Origin of the sequence: Actinokineospora diospyrosa (genome assembly GCF_024171925.1) — a bacterium.
In the GTDB taxonomy this organism is placed as follows: domain Bacteria; phylum Actinomycetota; class Actinomycetes; order Mycobacteriales; family Pseudonocardiaceae; genus Actinokineospora; species Actinokineospora diospyrosa.
In genome coordinates, this window is record NZ_JAMTCO010000007.1 from 169,647 (window position 1) to 192,279 (window position 22,633).

The 22,633-nt window shown below is 70.4% G+C and carries 26 protein-coding genes; 19 read left to right on the forward strand and 7 right to left on the reverse strand.

The window, feature by feature from the left end; genetic code table 11:
• Positions 1-45: 45 nt before the first annotated feature.
• Positions 46-861: a hypothetical protein gene (locus LV75_RS14615; protein WP_253887433.1), complete on the reverse strand. Its 816-nt coding sequence runs from the start codon at positions 859-861 to the stop codon at positions 46-48.
• A gap of 70 nt (positions 862-931) precedes the next feature.
• Here LV75_RS14615 and msrA point away from each other — a divergent pair, with 70 nt between their 5' ends.
• Complete coding sequence (msrA, locus tag LV75_RS14620) at positions 932-1,600, forward strand: peptide-methionine (S)-S-oxide reductase MsrA (RefSeq protein ID WP_253887434.1); 669 nt, start codon at positions 932-934, stop codon at positions 1,598-1,600.
• 109 nt (positions 1,601-1,709) lie between these two features.
• Here the strand turns inward: msrA and LV75_RS14625 are convergent, their stop codons facing one another.
• Positions 1,710-2,171, reverse strand: coding sequence for a hypothetical protein (locus tag LV75_RS14625; RefSeq protein WP_253887435.1), 462 nt, complete (start codon positions 2,169-2,171; stop codon positions 1,710-1,712).
• A gap of 128 nt (positions 2,172-2,299) precedes the next feature.
• On the opposite strand from LV75_RS14625, the gene LV75_RS14630 reads away from it, so the two are divergent.
• Genes LV75_RS14630 through LV75_RS14640 form a run of 3 tightly spaced genes read left to right on the forward strand, consistent with a single transcriptional unit; the run spans position 2,300 to position 4,878 of the window.
• Positions 2,300-2,893: a hypothetical protein gene (locus LV75_RS14630; protein WP_253887436.1), complete on the forward strand. Its 594-nt coding sequence runs from the start codon at positions 2,300-2,302 to the stop codon at positions 2,891-2,893.
• Between the two features lie 14 nt (positions 2,894-2,907).
• Positions 2,908-3,102: a hypothetical protein gene (locus LV75_RS14635; RefSeq protein ID WP_253887437.1), complete on the forward strand. Its 195-nt coding sequence runs from the start codon at positions 2,908-2,910 to the stop codon at positions 3,100-3,102.
• A 39-nt stretch (positions 3,103-3,141) separates the two neighbouring features.
• A complete protein-coding gene (locus tag LV75_RS14640) occupies positions 3,142-4,878 on the forward strand; it encodes a gamma-glutamyltransferase family protein (protein WP_253887438.1) in 1,737 nt (578 codons plus the stop codon).
• On the opposite strand, the gene LV75_RS14645 is transcribed toward LV75_RS14640, so the two are convergent.
• Both LV75_RS14645 and LV75_RS14650 read right to left on the reverse strand, forming a co-directional pair.
• On the reverse strand, positions 4,875-5,393 hold the full coding sequence (locus tag LV75_RS14645) for a DUF1697 domain-containing protein (protein WP_253887439.1): 519 nt from the start codon (positions 5,391-5,393) through the stop codon (positions 4,875-4,877). The two genes, LV75_RS14640 and LV75_RS14645, sit on opposite strands and share 4 nt — an antisense overlap.
• On the reverse strand, positions 5,390-6,337 hold the full coding sequence (locus LV75_RS14650) for an oxidoreductase (protein ID WP_253887440.1): 948 nt from the start codon (positions 6,335-6,337) through the stop codon (positions 5,390-5,392). Before LV75_RS14650 ends, LV75_RS14645 begins: the two co-directional genes overlap by 4 nt.
• A gap of 99 nt (positions 6,338-6,436) precedes the next feature.
• On the opposite strand from LV75_RS14650, the gene LV75_RS14655 reads away from it, so the two are divergent.
• The 11 genes from LV75_RS14655 to LV75_RS14705 all read left to right on the forward strand — a co-directional run bounded on the left by LV75_RS14655 (position 6,437) and on the right by LV75_RS14705 (position 16,291).
• Positions 6,437-7,426, forward strand: a complete 990-nt coding sequence (locus LV75_RS14655) for an aldo/keto reductase (protein ID WP_253887441.1) — start codon at positions 6,437-6,439, stop codon at positions 7,424-7,426.
• A gap of 41 nt (positions 7,427-7,467) precedes the next feature.
• Complete coding sequence (locus LV75_RS14660) at positions 7,468-8,229, forward strand: SDR family NAD(P)-dependent oxidoreductase (RefSeq protein ID WP_253887442.1); 762 nt, start codon at positions 7,468-7,470, stop codon at positions 8,227-8,229.
• A gap of 70 nt (positions 8,230-8,299) precedes the next feature.
• Positions 8,300-9,550: a sensor histidine kinase gene (locus tag LV75_RS14665; protein WP_253887443.1), complete on the forward strand. Its 1,251-nt coding sequence runs from the start codon at positions 8,300-8,302 to the stop codon at positions 9,548-9,550.
• Positions 9,551-9,593: 43 nt separating this feature from the next.
• On the forward strand, positions 9,594-10,463 hold the full coding sequence (locus tag LV75_RS14670) for a S49 family peptidase (protein WP_253887444.1): 870 nt from the start codon (positions 9,594-9,596) through the stop codon (positions 10,461-10,463).
• A gap of 130 nt (positions 10,464-10,593) precedes the next feature.
• Positions 10,594-11,403 (forward strand): LytR/AlgR family response regulator transcription factor, encoded by an 810-nt coding sequence (locus LV75_RS14675; protein ID WP_253887445.1) that lies wholly within the window; start codon positions 10,594-10,596, stop codon positions 11,401-11,403.
• A complete protein-coding gene (locus tag LV75_RS14680) occupies positions 11,400-11,798 on the forward strand; it encodes a hypothetical protein (RefSeq protein ID WP_253887446.1) in 399 nt (132 codons plus the stop codon). The genes LV75_RS14675 and LV75_RS14680 overlap by 4 nt, the downstream gene beginning before the upstream one ends.
• 4 nt (positions 11,799-11,802) lie before the next feature.
• Entirely contained in the window at positions 11,803-13,593 is a 1,791-nt protein-coding gene (locus LV75_RS14685; RefSeq protein ID WP_253887447.1) for a sodium/solute symporter, read from the forward strand.
• Between the two features lie 59 nt (positions 13,594-13,652).
• Entirely contained in the window at positions 13,653-14,147 is a 495-nt protein-coding gene (locus LV75_RS14690; protein ID WP_372504174.1) for a SigE family RNA polymerase sigma factor, read from the forward strand.
• Positions 14,147-15,022: a hypothetical protein gene (locus LV75_RS14695; RefSeq protein WP_253887448.1), complete on the forward strand. Its 876-nt coding sequence runs from the start codon at positions 14,147-14,149 to the stop codon at positions 15,020-15,022. Before LV75_RS14690 ends, LV75_RS14695 begins: the two co-directional genes overlap by 1 nt.
• A 49-nt stretch (positions 15,023-15,071) precedes the next feature.
• Positions 15,072-15,401 carry a rhodanese-like domain-containing protein gene (locus tag LV75_RS14700; protein ID WP_253887720.1) on the forward strand — a complete coding sequence of 110 codons (330 nt, stop codon included), beginning with the start codon at positions 15,072-15,074 and terminating at the stop codon, positions 15,399-15,401.
• 2 nt (positions 15,402-15,403) lie between these two features.
• A complete protein-coding gene (locus tag LV75_RS14705; protein WP_253887449.1) occupies positions 15,404-16,291 on the forward strand; it encodes a DUF4328 domain-containing protein in 888 nt (295 codons plus the stop codon).
• On the opposite strand, the gene LV75_RS14710 is transcribed toward LV75_RS14705, so the two are convergent.
• Both LV75_RS14710 and LV75_RS14715 read right to left on the reverse strand, forming a co-directional pair.
• The gene (locus LV75_RS14710) at positions 16,187-18,508 is read right to left on the reverse strand and encodes a tetratricopeptide repeat protein (protein WP_253887450.1); all 2,322 of its coding nucleotides are present in this window, start codon (positions 18,506-18,508) and stop codon (positions 16,187-16,189) included. The two genes, LV75_RS14705 and LV75_RS14710, sit on opposite strands and share 105 nt — an antisense overlap.
• Positions 18,505-19,614: a cytochrome P450 gene (locus LV75_RS14715; protein WP_253887451.1), complete on the reverse strand. Its 1,110-nt coding sequence runs from the start codon at positions 19,612-19,614 to the stop codon at positions 18,505-18,507. Before LV75_RS14715 ends, LV75_RS14710 begins: the two co-directional genes overlap by 4 nt.
• Before the next feature lie 145 nt (positions 19,615-19,759).
• Between LV75_RS14715 and LV75_RS14720 the strand changes: the two genes are divergently transcribed.
• The 3 genes from LV75_RS14720 (at position 19,760) to LV75_RS14730 (ending at position 21,827) form a co-directional block, all read left to right on the forward strand.
• Positions 19,760-20,716, forward strand: a complete 957-nt coding sequence (locus LV75_RS14720) for a DUF5926 family protein (protein WP_253887452.1) — start codon at positions 19,760-19,762, stop codon at positions 20,714-20,716.
• Positions 20,713-21,048: a DUF952 domain-containing protein gene (locus tag LV75_RS14725; protein WP_372504175.1), complete on the forward strand. Its 336-nt coding sequence runs from the start codon at positions 20,713-20,715 to the stop codon at positions 21,046-21,048. Before LV75_RS14720 ends, LV75_RS14725 begins: the two co-directional genes overlap by 4 nt.
• 113 nt (positions 21,049-21,161) lie before the next feature.
• Positions 21,162-21,827, forward strand: a complete 666-nt coding sequence (locus LV75_RS14730) for a hypothetical protein (protein WP_253887453.1) — start codon at positions 21,162-21,164, stop codon at positions 21,825-21,827.
• Positions 21,828-21,864: 37 nt separating this feature from the next.
• Here the strand turns inward: LV75_RS14730 and LV75_RS14735 are convergent, their stop codons facing one another.
• Positions 21,865-22,206: a hypothetical protein gene (locus LV75_RS14735; protein WP_253887454.1), complete on the reverse strand. Its 342-nt coding sequence runs from the start codon at positions 22,204-22,206 to the stop codon at positions 21,865-21,867.
• A gap of 10 nt (positions 22,207-22,216) precedes the next feature.
• Here LV75_RS14735 and LV75_RS14740 point away from each other — a divergent pair, with 10 nt between their 5' ends.
• Positions 22,217-22,633, forward strand: coding sequence for a hypothetical protein (locus LV75_RS14740; protein WP_253887455.1), 417 nt, complete (start codon positions 22,217-22,219; stop codon positions 22,631-22,633).

A 22,633-nucleotide genomic window follows, 5' to 3' on the forward strand; every position in this document is an offset into this window, starting at 1 on the left:
CCCTCCACCGTGTGCACGTACCCTACCCAATGTGACTCTGCCGGTTCAGCGGGCAGGCAACGCCAACAGCGTGCGTCCGAGCACCGAATCGAAGTAGGCCCGGAACGCCAGATCGTCGTCTTTCGAAGTAGCGGTGACAAGGACTGTCCAGGTACCGGAGCGGTAGACGGCCCGGTAGAGCTGTGTGCCACCTTGTCCAGTCCGGACTATCTGAACTCCTTCAGGGGCGGTGTCTACCGTCCACCCGGTGGCGGCGGCGTAAGCGAGGACGTCTTTAGCGCGATCAGGACCGCTGCCATTGTCGAGAACGTTCACCGTCAGTGAGCGCGGTCCGTCGGTAGAGGCGGCATTCACCAGCCCGGAGCTACCGGCGTTCGGGATCTCTGGGCCATAGAGGCCGAGCTGAGGCCCAACTGACACGGGTAAGACCGACGGCTGCGACCTGATCGTGCCGGGTAACTTCGGCAACCCCTTCGCCAACTCGTCCGCCCGGCTCGCTGTTGTCGGTTGTGGCGGGGGAGCCTCCGCCACCGGCTCCGAGTCGCCGGAGAACAACCAGACCCCGGCCGCCACCAGGATCGCCGCGCCGACGACCCCCAGCGCGATCCGCCCGACCCGGCCGCTCGACTCGACGAACAACGCCTCACCGTCGACGAACCGCCCGCGGTCCGCCAGGTCCAGCGCCCGCGGCGGCGTGTGCTCGCGCTGCGGCAAGAACGCCGACGACGGGATGTGCACCCGCCGCGTCGTCCCCGACGCCTCGGCCAGCGCTTCGTCCCGCAGCCGCCGGTGCTCGGCCGAGTCGATCTCCCCGGCCGCCAACCGGTCGTCGAGGTCTCGGAGGGTGTCCTGCCACTGCATGTGTTCGGTCTTCCCCCTCTGCTCGAAGCTGTCCCGTTGCCTGGGCCGCGCGGGTCTCTACAGTGGTGTCATGACGCTGTTCAGGCGGGACAAGACTCGTATTGTCGCAGCCGACCAGGCACTGCCGGGTCGCCAGGAGCCGATGGTGGTCCCGACGGCGCACACGGTGTACCCCGATCGGCGTATCGTGCCGCCGTTCCCCGCGGGCACCCGCACCGCTGTGTTCGCCATGGGCTGCTTCTGGGGCCCCGAGCGGGTCTACTGGAACGTACCCGGCGTGTACTCCACCGCGGTCGGTTACGTCGGCGGCTACACCCCGAACCCAACCTACGAGGAAGTCTGCTCCGGCATGACCGGCCACACCGAGGCCGTCCTCGTCGTCTACAACCCGGACCAGGTCAGCTACGACGACCTGCTCAAGATCTTCTGGGAGGGCCACGACCCCACCCAGGGCCTGCGCCAGGGCAACGACCTGGGCAGCCAGTACCGCTCAGCCCTGTACTACGCCGACGACGCCCAGAAGACCGCGATCGAGACGTCACTCGCGGCCTACCAGGACGTCCTCAACCGCGCGGGCTACGGCGAGATCACCACCCAGGTAGAACCCGCAGGCACCTTCTTCTACGCCGAGGACTACCACCAGCAGTACCTGAGCGACCAAAAGAACCCCAACGGCTACTGCGGCATGGGCGGCACCGGCGTCTCCTGCCCCATCGGCCTGGGCGTGCGGGAGAACTAGTCGGTCGCCTTCGGGTGCCCCGTACCCGCATGCGTCACCCACACCACCCGGCGGTCCGGATCTGGGCAGTACCAGATCCGGCCGCCCGAGGTGACCTCGTACTGCACGCTCACCCGATGATCGGTGGCGTCACCGCACCGAAGTCGTCCTCGAGCGGACCTGCGAGCGTCGCCCGGAGCCCCGGATCGGCGTGGATCGCGGCCGTGCTGCGCCACTCGCGCACCGCCTGGTCGAGCAACGACCAGTTCCCCAACTCCGCCGACACCTGATACGCCCGGACGAAGTCCCTGGCGAACTGCAACCGCTCCCCAACCGGCAGAGCGTCTACCCAGGTGAACTCCTCGATCAACGCCGCATTCACCGCATCCGGCGGCAGGTGCGCCAAGACGGTCCGCAACCCCCGCGCAGCAGTGAACGACCCTGCCGCCGCCGATCTGGCTCGGTCTTCCCGAACCAACAGCAATGCCGCCCCGTCCCGCCGCCGGACAAGCACGTCGTCGCCCTGATCCGCGAGGGCGGCGACGCTCTTGGGGTCGCGCTGGAGCTCGCTCCACTGCACCTCAGTCGCCATGCTCCAAGTCTGAGCTTCTTCAGAAGCTGGACAAGCGGCGCCACCCCTCCGCTTGATCCGAACGGTCTGATATTGACCGGCCATCCGGATCAAATCACTACCTCGTGCGTGGATAGCATCACGGTGTGATGTCCCAGGCGCTCCAAAGCTGGCAGGGTGCTCGCTCAGCTCGATTGGACAACCTCTTCGCTGCCCACAAGCAGGTCAGCGGTGGCAAACGTGGCCGCAAGTGGGACACCGACGAGCTCAACCACGCGATCCTGCTGCGGTTGGCGGCTGAGTTCCAGGGCTTCGCGCGAGACCTCCACGACGAGTGCGTGGATGCTCTCGTCAGAGCGCTTGGGCTGACCAACAGCCGACTCGAGGACATCATCGGCATCGTCAACCTGCGGGCCAACCGCAAGCTGGACACGGGAAACGCCAGCCCGGGTGGCCTCGGCACCGACTACGCCCGGTTGGGGATGGAGCTGTGGGCGGAGCTCAAAACGCGCTATCCGAGCCGTGCGGCGAAGTGGAACAAGAAGTTGGAGTTGCTCAACACCGCCCGCAATGGCATCGCGCACGACGATGAGACCAAGTTGCAGAAGGTCCGATCGGAAGGTTGGCCGATGACCTTGCCGACAGCTCGCTCTTGGCGGAGCGCGCTGGACGCCCTGGCTGGCGGGATGGACACTGTGTGCAAGACGTACTTCACGACGCTTACTGGAAGTGCGCCGTGGTGAGGGGAGGGTGGCTCGTGAGCGACAACATCGAGGTTGGTAGTCGGGTGGTCGTGCCCTTCGGTCTCCGGGATGTCGAGGGAGTGGTCGTGCGGGTTCGGGAGACCGGACTCGGGGTGCGGGTGACCGTCGAGTTGGTCATCGAAGGCGCCGACGAGCATTTGGTGACGACCTACCCGCGTGAGGCGATCACTGCGGTGTCCGCTGCTTGATGTTCCCCGGCCACCACTGAGCTCCGTATGTTGGGTGACGTGTTCACCACCCGGCCCGAGCTCGTGGGCACCTTCGGCATGGTCGCGTCCACGCACTGGCTGGCCTCCAGCGCCGGGATGGCCGTCCTCGAAGACGGCGGTAACGCGTTCGATGCGGCTGTCGCGGCCGGGTTTGTGCTCCAGGTCGTCGAGCCGCATCTCAACGGCCCCGGTGGTGAGGTCCCCGCGGTCTTCACCACAGCCACCAACCCCTCCCCCCAAGTGCTGTGCGGGCAAGGCGTGGCACCGGCAGGAGCGACCGTCGAGCACTATCGCGGCTTAGGGCTGGACCTGATCCCAGGGAGCGGACTCCTCGCCACGACGGTCCCCGGGGCGTGGGATGGCTGGCTAACTCTGCTCCGGGACCACGGCACTAAGCGGCTGCACGATGTCCTTAAGTACGCAATCGGGTACGCCCGCGACGGATTCCCACTGCTAGAGCGAGTCCCCGCGGTCGTAGACACCGTCCGAAGCCTGTTTGCGGAGCACTGGCCAACCTCGGCAGCCCTGTGGTTCCCCGCCAAGGGCAGCCGCTTCGCCAACCCCGTGCTGGCTGACACCTGGGAGCGGCTACTAAGCGAGGCCAAAGGCACCACCCGCGAAGCCGAGATCGACGCGGCGCGTAAGGCGTGGTCGCAAGGGTTCGTAGCGGAGGCCGTGGATTCCTTCTGCCGCAAGGAGTTCCGCGACGACTCCGGGCGGGATCACGCGGGTGTGCTCACGGGGCAGGACATGGCCGATTGGACCGCCACCTACGAGCCCGCGACCACCGCCGACTTCGGCCCGTGGACCCTGGCCAAGTGCGGCCCGTGGACCCAAGGACCCGTTCTCCTGCAACAACTCCGCCTGCTGGAGAACGCCAACCTGTCCTACACCGACGGAATCCCCACCGCCGACACCGTGCACACCGCGCTGGAGGCCACCAAGCTCGCGTTCGCCGACCGCGAGGCCTGGTACGGCGACGCGGAGGTCCCCGTCGACCTCCTCCTCTCCCGCGAGTACGCCGCCGACCGGGCGAGGCTCATCACCGACACCGCCTCCCGCGCGCTGCGCCCCGGCGGCCCCGACCCCCGGCTCCCGCGTTACCCGAGCGCCCCCAAGGACCTCTCCGGCGCCATCGGCGAGCCGACGGTCCGCCCGGACGGCTCGACCAAGGGCGACACCGTGCACATCGACGTCGTCGACCGGTGGGGGAACATGATCTCCGCGACCCCGTCCGGCGGTTGGCTGCAGTCCTCGCCCACCATCCCTGACCTGGGGTTCTGCCTCGGCAGCCGCGCGCAGATGTTCTGGCTGGAGGAGGGCCTCCCGAACACCCTCGCCCCCGGCAAGCGCCCCCGGATCACCCTCACACCCAGCCTCGCCCTGCACGAAGGCGCCCCCCGGATCGCCTTCGGCACCCCCGGCGGCGACGGCCAGGACCAGTGGCAGCTGTGCTTCTGGCTCGCCCGCACCGTCGGCGGGCTCAACCTCCAAGCCGCGATCGACGCGCCCGCCTGGCATTCCAACGCCGTGCCCAGCTCGTTCTACCCGCGCGACTTCGTCCCCGGCGAGGCGCACGTCGAGTCCCGGCTCGGCCGGTCCACGATCGCCGGGCTCCGCGCGCGGGGGCACGAGGTCATCGACGTCGGCCCGTGGACGCTGGGGCGGCTATCTGCTGTTTCACGTGAATCAAACGGGCTCCTGCGCGCCGCCGCGAACCCGCGGGGCATGCAGGGGTACGCGGTGGGCCGCTAGAGCAGTGCGGCGAGCTTGGTGACGGTGTTGAAGTTGCGGGCCGTCGCCGTGACGCCCCACTTCTTCTCGACGGCCGGTACCACCAGGGGCGAGTTGCTGATCCCGTCCGGGCACCACTGGTAGATCACCCGGTCGCCGACCACGACGCGCCCGGGGTCCAGCGTGGCCGGGTCGAACCCCGGCGCGCTGGGTACCTCCGACACGAACGCGGCGACCATCTTCGATCCGTCGTCGGCCTCCGGGAACGGGGACCCCGCCAGCACCGCCCGCAGCTCATCGCCGGTGCGCACCAAGCACCGGGTCGTCAGCCCGACCTCGGCGAGCAGCGCCCGCTCCACCGCGCGCTCGACCACGTCGGCCGCCGCGTCGGTGCTCAACACCGCGTTGCCGCTCTGCAGCAGCGTGCGCACGTCGGCGTACCCGAGCCCGGTCAGCACCGCGCGCAGGTCCGCCATCGGGAGCTTCGCCCGGCCACCGACGTTCACCCCGCGCAGCAGAGCGGCGTAGGCGGTCATCGCGCGGCGAGGCCGAACGCGACGCCGGTCAGTTCCTCGCTGGTGTCCCACAGCCGCTTGGCCAGCTCGCGGTCGCGGGCGGCCTCCAGCGGGGAGACGACCTTCGGGTAGCCCTTCTGCTCCTTGCGCCCGTCCGGCCCGATCAGCTGACCGCCCTCGACGTCCTGCGACACGGCGGCGAACAGCTGCGGCAGCGCGCCCATCTCGGCGTCCTGGGCGGAGAGCCGGTTGGACACCTTCAGCGCCAGCTTCATCAGCCCGGACGGGCCGCTGGACTGCAGGTTCGTCGCCGCGTAGCCGGGGTGGGCCAGCACGCTGGTCAGCGGCACGCCGTTGAGCCGCAGCCTGCGGTGCAGTTCGAGGCCGAACACCACGTTGGCCAGCTTGGACTGCGAGTAGTAGCCGGTGCGCGAGTACTTGTGCTCGCCGTGCAGGTCGTCGAAGTGGATCCGGCCGCGGCGGTGCAGGAACGAGGTGACGGTGACCACGCGCGGGTCAGCGCCCTGGGCCAGCACGTCGAGCAGCCGGGCGGTCAGCGCGAAGTGGCCGAGGTGGTTCACGGCGAACTGCAGCTCGTAGCCCTGGGCGCTGGTGGTGCGCGGCGGCATCATCACGCCCGCGTTGTTGATCAGGACGTCGACCTCGCGGATCCCCGCGGCGAACACCTCGACGCTGTCGAGGTCGGCCAGGTCCAGCACCCGGGTCTCCACGGTGGCCGCGGGGTGCTCGGCCACGATCCGGGCGACGGCCTCCTGGCCCTTCTCCGGGTCCCGCGCGGCGAGGATGACCTGGGCGCCCTTGGCGGCCAGTGCTCGGCAGGTCTCGAAGCCCAAGCCGCTGTTGCCACCGGTGACGATGAAGGTCCGGCCATCCAACTGGGGTATGTCGGCGGCGGTCCAACCGGGGGACGGGACCTCCGGCTCACCTTCTGGTGTCGTGCTCATGGCCATAGCCTGCCCTACCCGGGTCACCCACACAGGGCGCGGTCCACGTTACATCTGATGTCTGGCTCACACGCGCTCTCCCGCCCTATCGTCAGCGGTGTGGAGCTCCGTCACCTGGGTGAGTCAGGACTGGTGGTCAGCGCCGTCGGTCTTGGCTGCAACAACCTGGGCCGACCCGGCACGGCCGCCGAGTCGCTGGCGGGATCGCGCGAGCTGGTCGCCGCCGCGCTCGACGCCGGGGTGACCCTGTTCGACGTGGCCGACGTGTACGGGGCGCCGCGCGGGCGCAGCGAGGAGCTGCTCGGCCAGGCCCTGGTGGGGCGCCGGGAGCGGGCGGTCGTGGCGACCAAGTTCGGCCTGGACATGCAGGGCGTGAACGGGCCGGACTTCAGTGCCCGCGGTTCCCGCCGGTACGTGCGCCGGGCCGCGGAGACCTCGCTGCGCAGGCTCGGCACCGACTGGATCGACCTCTACCAACTGCACCGGCCGGACCCGGGCACGCCGATCGAGGAGACCCTCTCGGCGCTCGACGACCTGGTGCGCGACGGTCTGGTCCGGTACGCGGGTGTGTGCAACCTGCCCGCGTGGCAGCTGGCCGACGTCTGCTGGACGGCGCGCACCGAGCACGTCGGCCCGGTGGTGTCGGCGCAGAACCACTACTCGCTGCTCGAGCGCGACGTCGAGCGCGAGGTCGTGCCCGCCTGCCTGCGGTTCTCGGTGAGCCTGCTGCCGTACTTCCCGCTGGCCAACGGGCTGCTGACCGGCAAGTACGCGCGCGGCGAGGAGCCACCGGCAGGCAGCAGGCTCGCCGGGCGGCAGCGATTACTCGCCGACGCGCCGTGGGACCGGATCGAGAAGCTGCGCGCCTTCGCCGACGAGCGCGGGATCAGCATGACCACGCTGGCCATCGGCTGGCTCGCCGCCCAACCGACCGTCGGCTCGGTGATCGCGGGCGCGACGACCCCCGAACAGGTGACCGCCAACGCGGCGGCCGCGAACTGGCGGCCCAGCCCGGACGAGCTGGTGGCGATCGACGGCATCTGCCGCGTGCGACACAGTGCGGTGGGGCCCGCGCTGAACGGGCGTTAACCTCTGCCGCGGAGCACATCGCACGGGCGAGAGGAACGCACATGCAGATCGACGGGACCGCGGCCATCGTCACCGGGGGCGCGTCGGGCCTCGGCGGCGCTACCGCTCGAGCCCTCGCCGCGGCTGGCGCGAGTGTCTTCGCGCTAGACCTGCCGTCGTCGATCTCTTCCGCTACCGAGGTCGAGGGCGTCACTTACGTCCCGGCCGATGTGACCGACCCCGAGCAGGTTGAGGCTGCCGTCGCCCAGGCAGCCGGTGGGTCGGCTCCGCTGCGGATCGTGGTCAACTGCGCCGGGATCGGTCCGTCGGCGCGCATCCTGTCCAAGCGCGGCCCGCACGACCTCGGCCTGTTCCGCAAGGTCGTCGAGGTCAACCTGATCGGCACGTTCAACGTGGTCACCCTGGCCGCCGCCGAGATCGCCAAGACCGAGCCGGTGGACGCCAACGGCCAGCGCGGCGTCGTGATCAACACCGCCTCCATCGCCGCGTTCGACGGCCAGATCGGCCAGGCCGCCTACGCGGCGTCCAAGGGCGGCGTCGTCGGCCTGACCCTGCCCGCCGCCCGCGACCTCGCCACCAGCGGCATCCGCGTCACCACCATCGCCCCCGGCATCATCGATACCCCGATGCTCGCCACGGTCAGCGAGGAGTTCCGCGCCGCGCTCGCCGAGGGCGTCCCGTTCCCCAAGCGCTTGGGCAACTCCGACGAGTACGCCGCGCTGGCGCTGTCGATCATCGCTCAGGACTACCTGAACGGCGAGGTCATCCGCCTCGACGGCGCGCTGCGCATGGCGCCTCGCTGACCCGGGCCGCCCACCGGCTACCTTGACCCCGTCCTTGTCACGCCAGACGGGTGAACGGGAGCATGAGCGGGTGGACTTCCTGACCGAGCGCGCGTTCGTCGGCGTCGTCGCCACGCTCATCGTGCTCGGCCTGTTCGTCTTCCTCTGCCGCCCGCGCAAGTCCGGCTCGGTCCACGACGCCGTGCTGGACACCGTGCAGCGGCTGTCGAAAGCCGCCCCCGAGCTGCGCAACGGCCTCACCGAGCAGGCCGCCGACCAGGCCACCACGCACCTGCTCGAGATGCTCAAGTGCGTGGCCGTCGGCATCTCCGACCGGGAGGGCCGCCTGCTCTCCTGGGACGGGCAGGCCAACGAGCACTACGCCGACCTCGAGGAACAGATCGTCGAGACCGTCCGCGAGGGCCACCGCGCGCACGTCCAGCACGAGAACCTGCAGTGCCGCAGGCGGGGCAGTTGCCCCATGCGCACCGCGGTCATCGTGCCGCTGATCATCGACGGCCAGGTCGAGGGCGCGCTGATCGTCGTCGGCGGGGTCGACGGCAAGCGGATGATCCGGGCGGCCGACGAGGTCGCGCGCTTCCTGTGCATCCAGCTGGAGCTGGCCAAGCTCGACGAGTCCAAGCAGCAGTTGGCGCAGGCCGAGCTGCGCGCGCTGCGGGCGCAGATCTCGCCGCACTTCATCTACAACACGCTCAACACGATCTCCTCGCTGATCCGCACCGACCCCGAGCAGTCGCGCGAGCTGCTGCAGGACTTCGCCGCGTTCACCAGGTACTCCTTCCGGTCGAACGGCATGTTCGCCACGCTCGCCGACGAGCTGAGCAACATCGACCGGTACCTGACCATCGAGTGCGCCCGCTACGGCGACCGGCTCAGCGTCCGGCTGCGGATCGCGCCGGAGGTGCAGTCGGTCGTCGTGCCGTTCCTGGTGCTGCAGCCGCTGGTGGAGAACGCGGTCCGGCACGGCATCGTGAAGAAGCCCGGTGGCGGCACGGTCAGCGTGTTCGCCCACGACAACGGCACCGAGGCGCTGATCACCGTCGAGGACGACGGAGTCGGGATGGACGCCGACCGGCTGTTCGAGGACCTGCGCGACGCGCACAAGAGCGGGGCGCACGTCGGCGTCGGCAACATCAACTACCGGATGCGCCAGGTGTTCGGCGACGACTACGCGCTCATGGTCGAGACGGCGCCGGGCGCGGGCATGAAGGTGACCCTGCGGGTGCCCAAGTACTTCCCCGGCGTCCGACCGGACCTGCCGACCTTCACCGGGGTCGACGACGACGAGGACAGCCGCAACGGGCACCTCCCGCCGCCGTGATCGAAAAGCCGTTCTCAGCTTTCCGGACGTAGGGTTGCGCGGTATGAGCGTGACCGAGAAGCTGGCCAGGCTGCCCAGGATCGGCGACCGGGGTGACCGCGCCCCGGTGGTCTCCGTGGTGCGCCTGCACGGCGTGATCTCCCCGTCCCCGTCGCCGATCACCAGGGGCGCCATCAACACCACCACCGTCGAATCGGCGTTGACCAGGGCGTTCGACCACGACCGGCTGGTCGCGGTCGCGCTGGCGGTCAACTCGCCGGGCGGGGCGCCGACCCAGTCCGCGCTGGTGTCCGAGCGGATCCGCGAGCTCGCCGCCAAGAAGGGCGTGCCGGTCCTGGCGTTCTGCGAGGACGTCGCGGCGTCCGGGGGCTACCTGCTGGCGTGCGCGGGCGACGAGATCTACGCGCACTCCTCGTCACTGGTCGGCTCGATCGGGGTGGTCTCGTCCGGGTTCGGGCTGGTCGGGTTGTTGGAGCGGGTCGGCCTGGAGCGCAGGCTCTACACCGCGGGCTCGCGCAAGGTCCGGCTCGACCCGTTCCTGCCGGAGAAGGAAGAGGACGTGCGGTGGCTCTCCGGCAGGCTCGACGAGCTGCACGAGCAGTTCGCGGGCTGGGTGCGCGACCGGCGCGGCGAGCGGCTCAGGGGCAGCGACGAGGACCTGTTCTCCGGTGAGGTCTGGACCGGTGCGAAGGCGCTGGAGCTGGGCCTGGTCGACGGCGTCGGCAGCATGCGCTCGGTGCTGACCGAGCGCTTCCCCGACGCCGAGATCGTCGTGGCCGAGCCGAAGCGGGCGCTGCTGGCCAGGCTCGGCCTCGCGGGCGGCCCGGGCGCCCTGCTGTCCACTTCGGACCGCGTGCTCGCCGCGGTGCAGGCCCTGGAGAACCGGGCGACCTGGTCCAGGTTCGGCCTCTAGGGGGCACTGGGCCAGGCGGGGGTGCGCGAACCGTGACCACCCTGTCACAATCGCGCGGAATGCTTCACCTGCGTGGGCGGTGCGCCGCCCGCGCGCACCCGTCCCGACACTCGGCAAGATTGCGCCCACCGTGAGTACTGCGAACAACACCCCCGGCCTCGTCGTCCTCGCCGTCGATGACGAGAAGGCGGGCATGGACGTGCTGGTCGAGCGGCTCAACGGCAACCGGCACGTGCGCCGGGTCCTCTCCGCGTTCGACGCGACCGAGGCCCTGCTGCTGCTCTCCGGGGACGACCCGGAGCTGGCCGGGCGCAAGGAGCAGGGCCTGTCGGTCGTCGACGCGGTGTTCGCCGACCTGGACATGCCCGGGCTCACCGGGATGGAGCTGGCCAAGGTGCTCGCCGGGTTCAAACCGGCCCCGGTGCTGGTGTTCGTCACCGCGCACAGCCACGAGGCGGTCGCCGCCTTCGAGCTCGGCGCGGTCGACTACCTGCTCAAGCCCGCCGAGCAGCCGCGCATCGACAAGGCCATGGAGCGGGTGCTCGCCAAGATCCACCAGAACGGCGGCGGCACCCAGAGCCCGGTCCCCGAGCAGCGCGACGACGAGGTGATCCCGGTCGAGCTCGCGGGCACCACCAAGCTGGTGTCGCGCGCGTCGGTGCGCTGGGTCGAGGCCCAGGGCGACTACGCCAGGCTCTACACCTCCGACGGCTCGCACCTGGTGCGCATCCCGCTCGCGCAGCTGGAGGAGCGCTGGGAGAAGGCCGGGTTCGTGCGCATCCACCGGTCCTACCTGGTGCCGATCTCGCTGATCACCGAGCTGCGGATGGGCGGGTCGGGCTACTCGGTGGTGATCGGGCACGAGGAGAAGGTCCTGCCGGTCAGCCGCAGGCACACCCGTGAGCTCAAGGACCGGCTGGTCCGCGGCGGCGGCGCGTGAACACCGCCGCGGGCGGGCCGGGGGATCCGCCCGCGCCGCGCCCGCGCCGCAAGAAGGTCGTGCTCGCCGACTCCCGCGCGCCGGTCACCGTGTTGCGCACCGTGGTCGAGTTGGAGGAGCAGACCAGCTGGGCCGAGGAGGTCGTACGCTCGTTCATCCGCACCCAGTTCCGGGCCGCGGTGAAGTTCGCCGTCGGCACCCTGCTGCTGTTCGGCGCGCTGCCGCTGACCTTCTACGTGTTCCCCGAGCTGTCCGACGTCGAGTTCGCCGGGGTGTCGCTGCCGTGGCTGCTGCTCGGGGTGGCGCCGTTCCCGGTGCTGTTCATCATCGGCTACTGGTACAACGTGGTCGCCGAGAGCAACGAGCGCGATTTCGTCGACATGGTCGAGAAGTAGCGCGGTGGAGTTGAACGCCTGGGCCGTGGTGGCGATCGGGGTGGTCGGCCTCGCCACGTTCTCCCTCGGTTTCCGCAGCTCCCGGCTGGCCAGCACCACCCAGGACTTCCTGGTCGCCCGGCGCACGGTCCGGTCCCGGCGCAACGCGGCCGCTATTTCCGGCGAGTACTTGTCCGCGGCGTCGTTCCTGGGTGTTGCCGGGCTCGTGCTTAAAGACGGTGCCGACGCTCTGTGGTACCCGATTGGCTTCACTGCGGGCTACCTAACGCTGATGCTGTTCGTCGCTGCGCCGCTGCGCCGCTCTGGTGCGTACACGCTGCCCGACTTCTGCGAGGCGCGACTCGGGTCAGCCGGTCTACGCAGGCTGGCGACGGCGACGGTGGTGTTCATCGGGATCCTCTACCTGGTGCCGCAGTTCCAGGGCGCCGGGCTGACCGTGCACCAGATCCTGCCGTCGGTGCCCAGTTGGAGCGGCGCGGTTCTGGTGGCGGTGCTGGTCATCGTCAACGTGTTCGGCGGTGGCATGCGCGCGGTGACGCTCGTGCAGGCGTTCCAGTACTGGCTCAAACTGTTCGCCATCGCCGCGCCCACGTTCATCATGTGCGTGCTGTTCTTCGGCCAAGGCGGCGTCAACGGCCTTGGTGCGACCGGGCTGTCTGAGCCCTTACCGCCTCGGTTCACCCGCGACGCGGTGGTCACTGTTGAGACTGACGTGGTGTTGCAGGTCAAGGACGGTGTGTGGCTGTCGGCGAGCGGCACGGTCGACAACGCTCCTGCGGCCGGGCGGGTCTATTGGGGGCCCGGCGACCACGTCGTCGATGAGGGGACAGAACTGCGGTTCTCGGAGGGTAGCGAGACGCCCGTCGTTCATCCGGCCGCGCTCGACAACGCCTCTTGGCTGAGACCGGTCAACGGTACCGGCGACCTCTTCACCACGTATTCGCTGATCATCGGCTTGTTCCTGGGCACGATGGGCCTGCCGCACGTGCTGGTGCGGTTCTATACGAACCCCGACGGGAAGGCCGCGCGACGCACGACGTTGCACGTGCTGCTGCTACTTGGCTTGTTCTACGTCTTCCCGATCCTTCTCGGCGCTCTATCGCGCGTGTACGCGCCAGAACTGTTGGTAGCCGGGCGAACCGATGCTGCCGTGCTGGCGCTGCCGATGAAGATCGCTCCTAACGCACTTGGTGAGATCCTCGGCGCAGTTACCGCTGCCGGGGCGTTCGCCGCGTTCTTGTCGACGTCCTCCGGGCTCGTCGTGAGTGTCGCGGGCGTGCTGTCGACCGACATCCTCAAAGGCCGAGTGCGCGACTTCCGGTTCGGGACCGCGCTCGCCGGGGGCGTGCCGTTGGCGTTGGCGCTGGTGCTGCGACCGAGCGACATCTCGCTCAGCATCGGGATGACCTTCGCGCTGGCCGCCTCCACCTTCTCCCCGGTCCTGCTGCTCGGCATCTGGTGGCGCAAGATCACCTGGGTCGGCGCGGCCGCGGGCATGGTCGTCGGCGGGACCATGGTGCTGACCTCGATCGTGATCACCACGGTCAGCGGCTACACCGGCGGCTGGGCGCCCTCGTTCCTGCAGCAGCCCGCGCTGGCCACGGTGCCGATCGCGTTCCTCGTCGTCATGGTGACCAGCAAGGCGACCCAGGGCCGGATCCCGCCCGACACCAACCGCATCCGGCTGCGCATGCACGCCCCGGACCGGCTCGGCTTCATCCGCGACCGCGACATCGCCCGGTTCGGCACCGCCGAGGAGCGCACCCGGCTGGCGAATGGGCGACACCGCCGCTGACCGTGCAACCTCCCGGACCACTCGTGCGTAGAGGTGGTGGATACAGGGGGAGGGCGCGGGTGCTGCGGGTTCGCGACGAGGAGTTCGCCGAGTTCTTCTCGGCCCGTTTCGACACCTACCGGCGCATCGCGCACGCCCTCTGCGGCAACTGGTCGGTGGCGGAGGAACTGGCGCAGGAGTCGTTCGTGAAGGTGTACGCGCGGTGGCCCAAGGTCCGCATCGAGTCGGCCGACGCGTACCTGCGAACCGTCCTGACCAGGGCGTTCCTCGACACCAAGCGGCGCGGCCTGGCCAAGGAGCAGTCGGTTGCCGAGGTGCCCGACAGTCCGGTCGGCGGCGAGTCCGCGGTGGCCGAGCAGGAGGTTCTTCGGGCGGCCCTACTGGGGGTGCCGCCCGGACAGCGCGCTGTTCTGGTGCTGCGGTTCGTCGCCGACCTGTCGGTTGAGGAGGTGGCGGTGGCGCTGGGGTGTTCGGTCGGGACCGTCAAGAGCCAGACCGCCAGGGGGCTCGCCGCGCTGCGGGCCGCGTACCCGGAGAGTGTGAGGTGTAACTGATGCAGCTCGACGAGGGCGCACTCAGCACCCTGCTCGACGGGCCCGCCCCCGCGCCGACCACGACGCTGGCGGTGGTCGTGCGCCGCGGCAGGCGGCAGGTCCACCTGCGGGCGTTGAGCGTCGCGACCGTGGTGGTGCTGGTCATCGGCATGGTCAGCGGGTTCGTGGTCGTGGCGGCGTCGCCCCCCGTGAGCCCCCCGGTGGCGGCGGGGAAGGAACTCGACTGGCCGCAGGTGGACGTGCGGCCGCCCTGGATGAGAACGGTGCGGGCCAGTGCCCCCGCGGTACCGGACCCCCTGTTGGGACCGGACCCCGTGTCCGCGTGCCCGACAGGTGTCCAACCGCAGTTGGCGTTCACCTCCATCGAGACCACCGACCTGCTCAAAGTCCAAACCGCGCTGGTGCGAGCACTGCCCGAGACCAAGGTTGGTACCTGGCAAGGGGTGTCCTCTATCAGCTTGACGGGCACTGGCGGTGTGACCAACATCGTCGAGCTCGACCTAACGGACTCCGACGGTGTCGCCAGCTTCTCCATCAGCCGCGGCAGCTTTACCGGAAGCGCTACCGACTACGCCACTGCACTCGCCTTCGTCGATGGGAACTGCGCTGCTCCTAAGCGCCGCACAACGTCCGAAGGCACGGTCATCCAGGTCTATCCCCCTGTGCCCGAGGCGAACCAGGTGGTGCGGATGAAGGCGCGGGTCTTCTGGCCTGACGGGAAGGTCCTCATCCTGGAGGCTCGGAACGTGCGGGTGAGCGCGTACAGCGCCCGGGTCGGGATGCCCTCGGTGTTCGACGGTGGCCCCGTGCGCTACTCGCTGCCGATGACTGAGCGGCAACTCGGCGAGGTCGCGGAGCTGTACGCGGCCGCGTAAGGGCCCTTCACCCGCGTCCTACGCCTGGCCGTGGCAGCATCAACACGTGATGCCCAACAGCGTGCCCGCCGTAGACGTAGGCGCCATCCCCGCCGACGCCACCCTGCTCGACGTGCGTGAACAGGACGAGTGGGACGCTGGCCACGCCCCGACCGCGCAGCACATCCCGATGGGCGAGCTCATCGAGCGCCTGGCAGAGCTACCGGCCGACGGGCAGGTCTATGTGATCTGCCGTTCCGGTGGGCGCTCCGCCCGGGTGACCCAGTACCTCAACGGCAACGGCTGGGACGCGGTCAACGTCGATGGCGGCATGCAGGTCTGGTCCGCGCTAGGCCACCCCGTGGTCAGCGAGACCGGCTCAGAACCCCAGGTCATCTAGCCGTGTACCCGGGCTACGACTGGGTGGCCACCCCGCCTCCCACCGCCAAGGCACCAGAGCCCCCCCTCCGGTTGCCCTACCTCGGCCCGCCCCGCTACCGCACCCCACCGCGCTGGGGCTTCCCCGCGCTCGCTTGGCGCTGGCCCACCGCTATAGCGGGCGCGGCCGAAGAGGGAGCGTCCCCCGTAGAGCGCGTCCGCGGCCGAGCCCGCCTCGCCGCGTCCGCCCTGTGGTTGTTGGCCGCCGTCGCCGTCATCGCCGCCGGGGCGGAGGTGTGGCGGTACGCGCTGCTGGTGCAGAGCCGCACCGGCGCCCTGTCGCGGACGGTGGTGCAGTGGTCGGACAGCCTGGTCACCACCGGTGCGGTCCTGTCCTTCGCCGCGGGCCTGCTGAGCCTCGCCACCGTCCTCTGGTGGCTCCACGCCGCCCGCCGGGCCGCCACCGAGCTGGCCGGCTACCACCCAGCGCGCGACGACTGGCAGCTGGTTCCCGGAATCCTGATCCCCGGCATCAACCTCATCGTCCCCGGCGCGGTCCTGGCCGAACTCGAACACGCCATCCTCCGCCGCCCCGCCGACGAACGCCCCAACCCCTCGCCGCTGCTGAAGGCTTGGTGGATCACCTGGGCGGCCAGCGGCCTCCTCTTCACCGCCACCCTCCTCTGGCGCCTGAACACCTCAGCCCAATCCCAAGCCGACGGCGTCCTCCTGACAGCGTTCCTAGACCTCACCGCCGCCGCCACGGCAGTCCTGACGATCCGCCTAGTAGACCGCCTATCGCTGCTACTAGCCCCCATCAACCCCTCCACAGTCCGCCGCCTCCGCGTCGTCCGCATCGACACCACCGGCGACCCGGTCCGCACCTCCCGCCCCACCACCGCCGCCCGGTAGCCGCTGCCGCCAGAAGTCGAGGTAGGCGCCAACGTCCTCGTTCTCCGGGTGGCCCTGCCCCAACACCCGCAGCACGTCATCCCGGAGCCGGGTGAGTTCCGCCAGCGCCACTGCCGCCCCCTCGGCCTTGCCCCGCCACATGGCCAGGTTGCCCCGGGTTCGCAGCGTGGCCGGGTGGTCCGGCCCGAGCACCCGTGACTGGTCAGCGAGCAAGTCGAACAACGCGTCAACCGCCCCGACGGCGTCGCCCGCCATCCCACGGCAGTCGGCGAGGCCCCGCCGGGTGATCAGGGTCGCCGGGTGGTCTTGGTCCAAGACCCGCAGTTGGTCGGCCAGCAGGTCCGCGTACGCCCGCGCCGCCGCGACGGGGTCACCCGCGTCCGCGAGGCAGGCGGCGAGGTTGTTGCGCGTGGCGAGGGTGTTCGGGTGCTCGGGCCCCAACACCCGTCGTTGGTCGTCGAGCAGTCCGGCGAGCTCGGCGACCGCGCCGGGCCCGTCCCCGGCAACTTGCCGCCAGTGCGCGAGGTTGTGCCGAGAGGCCAGCGCCAGCAGGTCATCCGGACCGAGGACACGCACGATGTCGTCCAATGCGGCCGTGTACTCCCGCACCGCGCCCGCGACGTCGCCCGCCACCCCAAGCCAATGGGCCAGTCCACACCGGATCCCGAGCGTGTCCGCGTTGTGCGGTCCGAAGACGCGCACGGCGTCCACCAAGAGGTCAGCGAGAATCGTTGTCGCGCAGGCGACGTCCCCGGATTCGCCTCGCCACAGGGCCAGGCTGTTGCGGGCGAGCAGGGCGAAGGGGTGGTCCTCGCCGAGGACCCGAACCAGGTCCGGGAGCAGAGCGGCCAGGTCCCGCGCCGCACCAGCGGAGTCCCCCAACTCGCCGCGCCAGCGCGCCGCGTTCTGCCGAGCGGCCAACGCGTCCACGTGGTCGGGACCGAGCCGAGCCTGCGCTTCCGCGGCGATCTCCCGATAGCGCTCGGCCGCGGCAAGTACCTGTCCCGCGTTGCCCAGGCTGTCGGCGACGCGGAACAACAAGGCGTAACCCGGGGTGGTCCACAAGTGCGGTCCGCAGTGCTCGGTCAACGCGATCGCGTTTGCCCGGAACACCGGAACCCGCTCAACCGCTGGCCAGCAGGACTTGAACGCGCCGACCAGCGGCCCGATCAGGCTGGGGAGGTCGTCGAGCTGCGCCCGGGTGGCGTGCTGGACCAGGGCGTGCGCCCGGATCAGCGGATCCGGCTCGCCGCCGACGGTGATCAGGCTGAAGCGGCGGAGCGCGGTCAGGCCGCCTTCGGTGTCCACCCCCGGGGCGGCCGCGGCCAGCAGTGACAGCGGGATGCCGTCCGGGCTCAGCACCGAGATCACGTCGAGCACCGCCCTCGCGGCGCCGACGGGAGCGAGTCGATCGGCCGCCGCCACCGAGATCGCCCATGTTGTGACCACCGTGTCGCTGCGACCGTCGGCGCTCGTCCAGTCGGTGGGGAACATCGCGTCCAGAGCCTCAGTGCGCCACTTCCGGACGTACTTGGCGTAGGTCATGCCCGGCACCATCGACACGTACGCTGTGGCCTGCCCTAACGCCAAAGGCAGGTGGCCTAACAAGTTCGCCAGCTCTTCACCGGTTTCGCCCAGGTAGGACAAGGACTCCTCGGGCGTGAAGACCCGCAGGTCGACCATGAGGCGATCCGCCGCCCGCAGGGAGGGTTCGTTGCGGCGGGTGGTCACGACCAGCCTGCCGGTCTCGCGGGTGTGCGGCCACAAGCCCACGATGTCCGCTGGATCGGTCAGGTCGTCGAACACCAACAACCACCGCTTGGTCGTGGTCGCGCACCAATCCAAGAAGGGCTTCTCGTCGTCGACCGGCTGACCGGTGACTACCGCCCCCAGCTCGGCGAACCCGTTGATCACCCCGGCCCTCGTTGACGCGGTGACCCAGCCCAGGAGTTCGACGTCGTGCGTTCGGTTGGCGTAGTCGGCTGCCAGTTGGGTCTTGCCCACGCCGCCCAGTCCGGACAGGACCACGCCACCCGCCGTCAACGCCTCGAGGTCCGGCACTGAGCGGGGCTGGAATCCGTCCACCACTACCGGCACTGCTCCAGACCTATAGGGCAGCCGTTGCTGTGGTGCGGCGTTGAAGTAGACGTTCCCGTGTACAGCGCCTGTCTGCAGGACGTTCCCCGAGACGTGCCCTGCCTGCACGTTCTCGGTCATACGGCCACCGGCAGCGTTCGCAGGCCTCGGATCACGAACTCCGGCCGTCGCGCGGGTTCGGTGGCCAAGTGGAGAGTGGGCAGCTGCACCAGTGCCTGAAGCGCCGCCGCGATTTCGACGCGGGCCAGAGGAGCGCCCACGCAGTAGTGGATGCCCGCGCCGAAGCTCAAGTGCGGGTTCGGCGATCGTGTGATGTCGAAGCGATCCGGCTCCGCGAAGACCTCGGGATCCCGCGCCGCCGCGCCCAGCAAGGCGGCGATCTTGGCGCCAGGCTCCAGTTCCCACCCCGCGATGCTCACCGGCGCAGTGGCCGTGCGTTCGAACAGTTGCAGTGGAGCGTCGTAGCGCAGCAGTTCCTCCACTGCGGACGGCAGGAGCGACGGAGTCGCCACCAACAGGTCCCACTGGTCGCGGTTCAGCAGGAGCGCGAGCACCCCGTTCCCGATCACGTTGACCGTCGCCTCGTGCCCGGCCATCAGCAGCAGCACGCCGGTCGCCACCAGTTCGTCGTCCGTCAACCGGTCTGAGCCGTCGCGGACCGCAACGAGGTCGCTGATCAGGTTGTCACCCGGCCGGGTGGCCAAAGCGCGCAAGTACTGGGAAAACTCCGAAGACGCCTGCTCGGCGGCGGCCGCTTGAGCTGGGGACAGGCCGTACTCGTACATCTTCACGATCGCGTTCGACCACGGCCGCAGCAGGCCCCGATCCTCGGGCGGTACCCCCAGCAGCTCGCCGATCACCTCCACCGGCAGCGGCTCCGCCAGGTGTTCCAGCAGGTCAGCGGACCCCTCGGCCTCGATCCGCGCCACCATCGAGGCCACCATCGACGACGCGAGGCGCTCGACCATCGGGCGGAGTCGTTCGGTGTGGCCGCGGCCGAACGCCGCTGAGATGAGGCGGCGCAGGCGGGTGTGGGTTGGGGGTTCGTTCTCCAGCAACGAGTTGCGGTGCAGCATGTTGAACGCCGCGAACTCGGGCACCGGCTCCTTGTCCTTCCACAGCCTCCCCAGGCTGCGGTTGCGCAAGATGGCCGAACAAGCCGCGTGGGACACGGCCACCGGTAGGCCCAACTCCTCGTGCCAGAGGACCTCTCTCTCGTTGCGCATGGCTGCGAACGTGGGATACGGGTCGGCGACGAAGGACGGGTCGAGAGGCACCGATCCATCTTGCGCTACCCACAGCAGGAATGGTTATCCGCGATTGGGTAGCGTCGGCGCACATCGTTCACTGGTTTCGACGAGGAGTTACCCGATGTCCAGGCGATCCGCCGTGAAGAACGTGCGTAAGGCCAAGGCCCCGGACGCGTCGGGCATCGGTCCCCGCCAGCCTTGCCCGTGTGGGTCTGGCAAGCGCTACAAGGCGTGCCACGGCACGGCAGGTGGCGTGGTCGAGGTTGCCGTAGCCCGCCCGTTCGAGGGACTCGCGGGGGAGTGCGAACTGGTCGCTCTACGCGAGTTCGTCCCCTCCGGCACGGCAGCGCTACCGCTGGTCGGGCAGGAGCGCGAGATCACCCTCGCCACCGTGCTGCCCATGGCTGCGGCCGCGTTGGTCCGCGCTGACGGGATCGCCTACGTCGGCCTGCAGGTGCAGACCCGCTCCAGCGACATCAGCCGCGACCTGGCCCGCGCCGTCCGCTGGGCGCTGACCGCCGAGCCCGGCGACGTGCTGCCGGTCGTCGGCCCGGACACCGACGCGGGGGACAAGCCCGAGCGGCTGCAGGACCTGGTCGCGATCGACGCGCCGCTGGAAGCCACCGTGCACACCGACTTCGCCTGGTGGATGCCTGCCGACAGCGAGCCGACCGGTGAGGTCGCGCTGTCGCTGGAGCGGGCGAACAGCGCCATCCTGCCCACCGAGCGGGTCGGCCCCGCCGCCTACTGGGTCGACGCGGGCGAGAAGGCGCACCTGCGCTGGGTCCGCCCCGAGCCCGAGGAGGACCTGCTCGCCGCGCTGGCCCGGCTGCACGCGCGCGGTGAGCTCGGCATCGGCGACGGCTCCCGGTACGCGGGCTCGTTCCGCGCGCACGGCCTGCTCGTCCCGGTGTGGGACCTCGACCGCGAGCCGCACGCCCGCGAGTGGACCGAGGCCGTCGAGCAGCTCGGCACCCGCCTCGACGCCGCGCTGGCCTCGCTCGCCGACGAGCCGCTGACCTACGACGAGCGCCGCGCCCGCGACGGCCTCCTCGGCCGCCAGATCACCATCCGGTGATCCTGCACATCCGCGCCGCGGCGGACTGGCCAGCCGAGGAGATCCACCCGCTCGACGGCGAGGCGTTCGTGCACTGCTCCGACCCGGGAACCGTGCACCTGCCCGCCAACCGCCTGTTCGCGGGCCGGACCGACCTGCTCCTGCTGGCGGTCGACCCGGCTCGCCTCGGCGTCGCGCTCCGCTGGGAACCCGGGTCGCCGCCCATCCCCGGCGGCCCGTGGTTCCCGCACGTCTACGGCCCGATCCCGGCGTCGGCCGTGGTCGCGGTGCACGCGTTCCCGCCGGGTCCGGACGGCTTGTTCGAGCTGCCGGAAGCGCTCGCCCAGCGCTAGGCAGCAGCGGCAGATAACGGTGGCGTAACGCCCGGCAACCGGTTTCCGGGGCCGGGCGTGCTCTCGATGTCAGGGGCTGGACGGACCGGCCCCCGCGTCCAGGGGGAACCACAATGTCGAAGAAGTCGTTGCTGCACAAGGGTTTGCTGGTCGTCATCGCGGCGTCCGGGTTCGCGTTGGCCGCCTGTAGCGCGGACCCCGCCCCGGCCGCCGCGCCCGCCCCGACCACCACCACACAGACCACCGCCACGCAGGCCGATGCAGCGACCCCGACCCCGGCGGACGTCCCAGCCGCCGTCCCGGTCGCACCAGCCGCGCCGTCGAACACCCCGGCCAAGCCCGCCGCGCCCGCGAAGCCGGAGGCCGCCAAGCGCACCGCGATCCTCGGCCCGGACGGCTTCGGCTCGCTCAAGCTGGGCATGACCGCCGAGCAGGCCCTCGCCACGGGCCGCATCCTGCCGCAGACGCCCGGTGGCTCGCCCGCGCCGTGCACCATGTACCGCGCGCCGGGTCAGCCGGACAACTCCTACTCGGTCGGCATCTCCGACAAGGACGGCGTCGTGCTGATCTTCGGCTACGGCGGCGCCCGCACCCCGGAGGGCATCGGCATCGGGTCGACCAGGGCCCAGGTCAAGCGCGCCTACCCGAAGCTCGAGGACGGCCCGAACCACTCCGGTGCCGCCGTTCCCGGTCACCCGGGCACCGCCTACGGCTTCGCCATCGTCGACGACAAGGTGACCCAGCTCTGGCTCGACCGGAACCAGAACTGCGTCGGATGACCGGCGACATAACGGTGGGATCACGCCGGGCAACCGGTCAGCCGGGCCCGGCGTGCTCCCGGTGTCGACGGTTGGAAGGCCCGGCCACGACATCGAGGGGAATCACCATGTCCACCAAGTCGTTGCCGCGCAGGGGGTTCGTCGCGGCCATCGGCCTGCTCGCGATCGCCGCCTGCAGCGCCGAACCGCCACCGGGGGCCGCGCAGGCACCTAGTTCGGCCGCCGCAGTGTCGAGTTCTGCAGAGTCGAGCGCTGCGGTGTCGAGCGCTGTGGTGTCGAGTCCCGCGAGCGCCCCCGCGGCAGCCGCCCCCGTCGCCCCGCCCGCCGCCACTCCCACCACGTCGGCCACTCCCACGCCCGCGATACGGGTGCCCGTCAAGTACGCACCGGTGATCGGACCGACCGGCTACGGGTCCCTCACGCTCGGCATGACCCTGCGGCAGGCCGTCGACACCGGCCGGGTCCTGCCGCCCGACCAGCTCTCCGACGTCGCCGAGCCCTGCCGCCTGCTCCGGGTGCCCGGCCAGGTGACCGGTCTGCGGGTCGGGCTCATCGACGGCGTCGGCGTCGTCTCCATCCCCGGCTACGGCGGCGCCCGGACACCGGAGGACATCGGCCCCGGTTCCACCAGGGCCCAGGTCAAGCGCACCTACCCGGGGTTCAGGGAGTGGTCTGGCGGCATCGCCGTCGCCGTCCCCGGCCACCCGGCCAACCAGTACGCGTTCGACTTCGGCGGCGCGGACCTCGACGACGACCGGGTGGGCAGCGTCGAGCTGTCGGTCAAGGACCGGGGCTGTGCCGGGTGA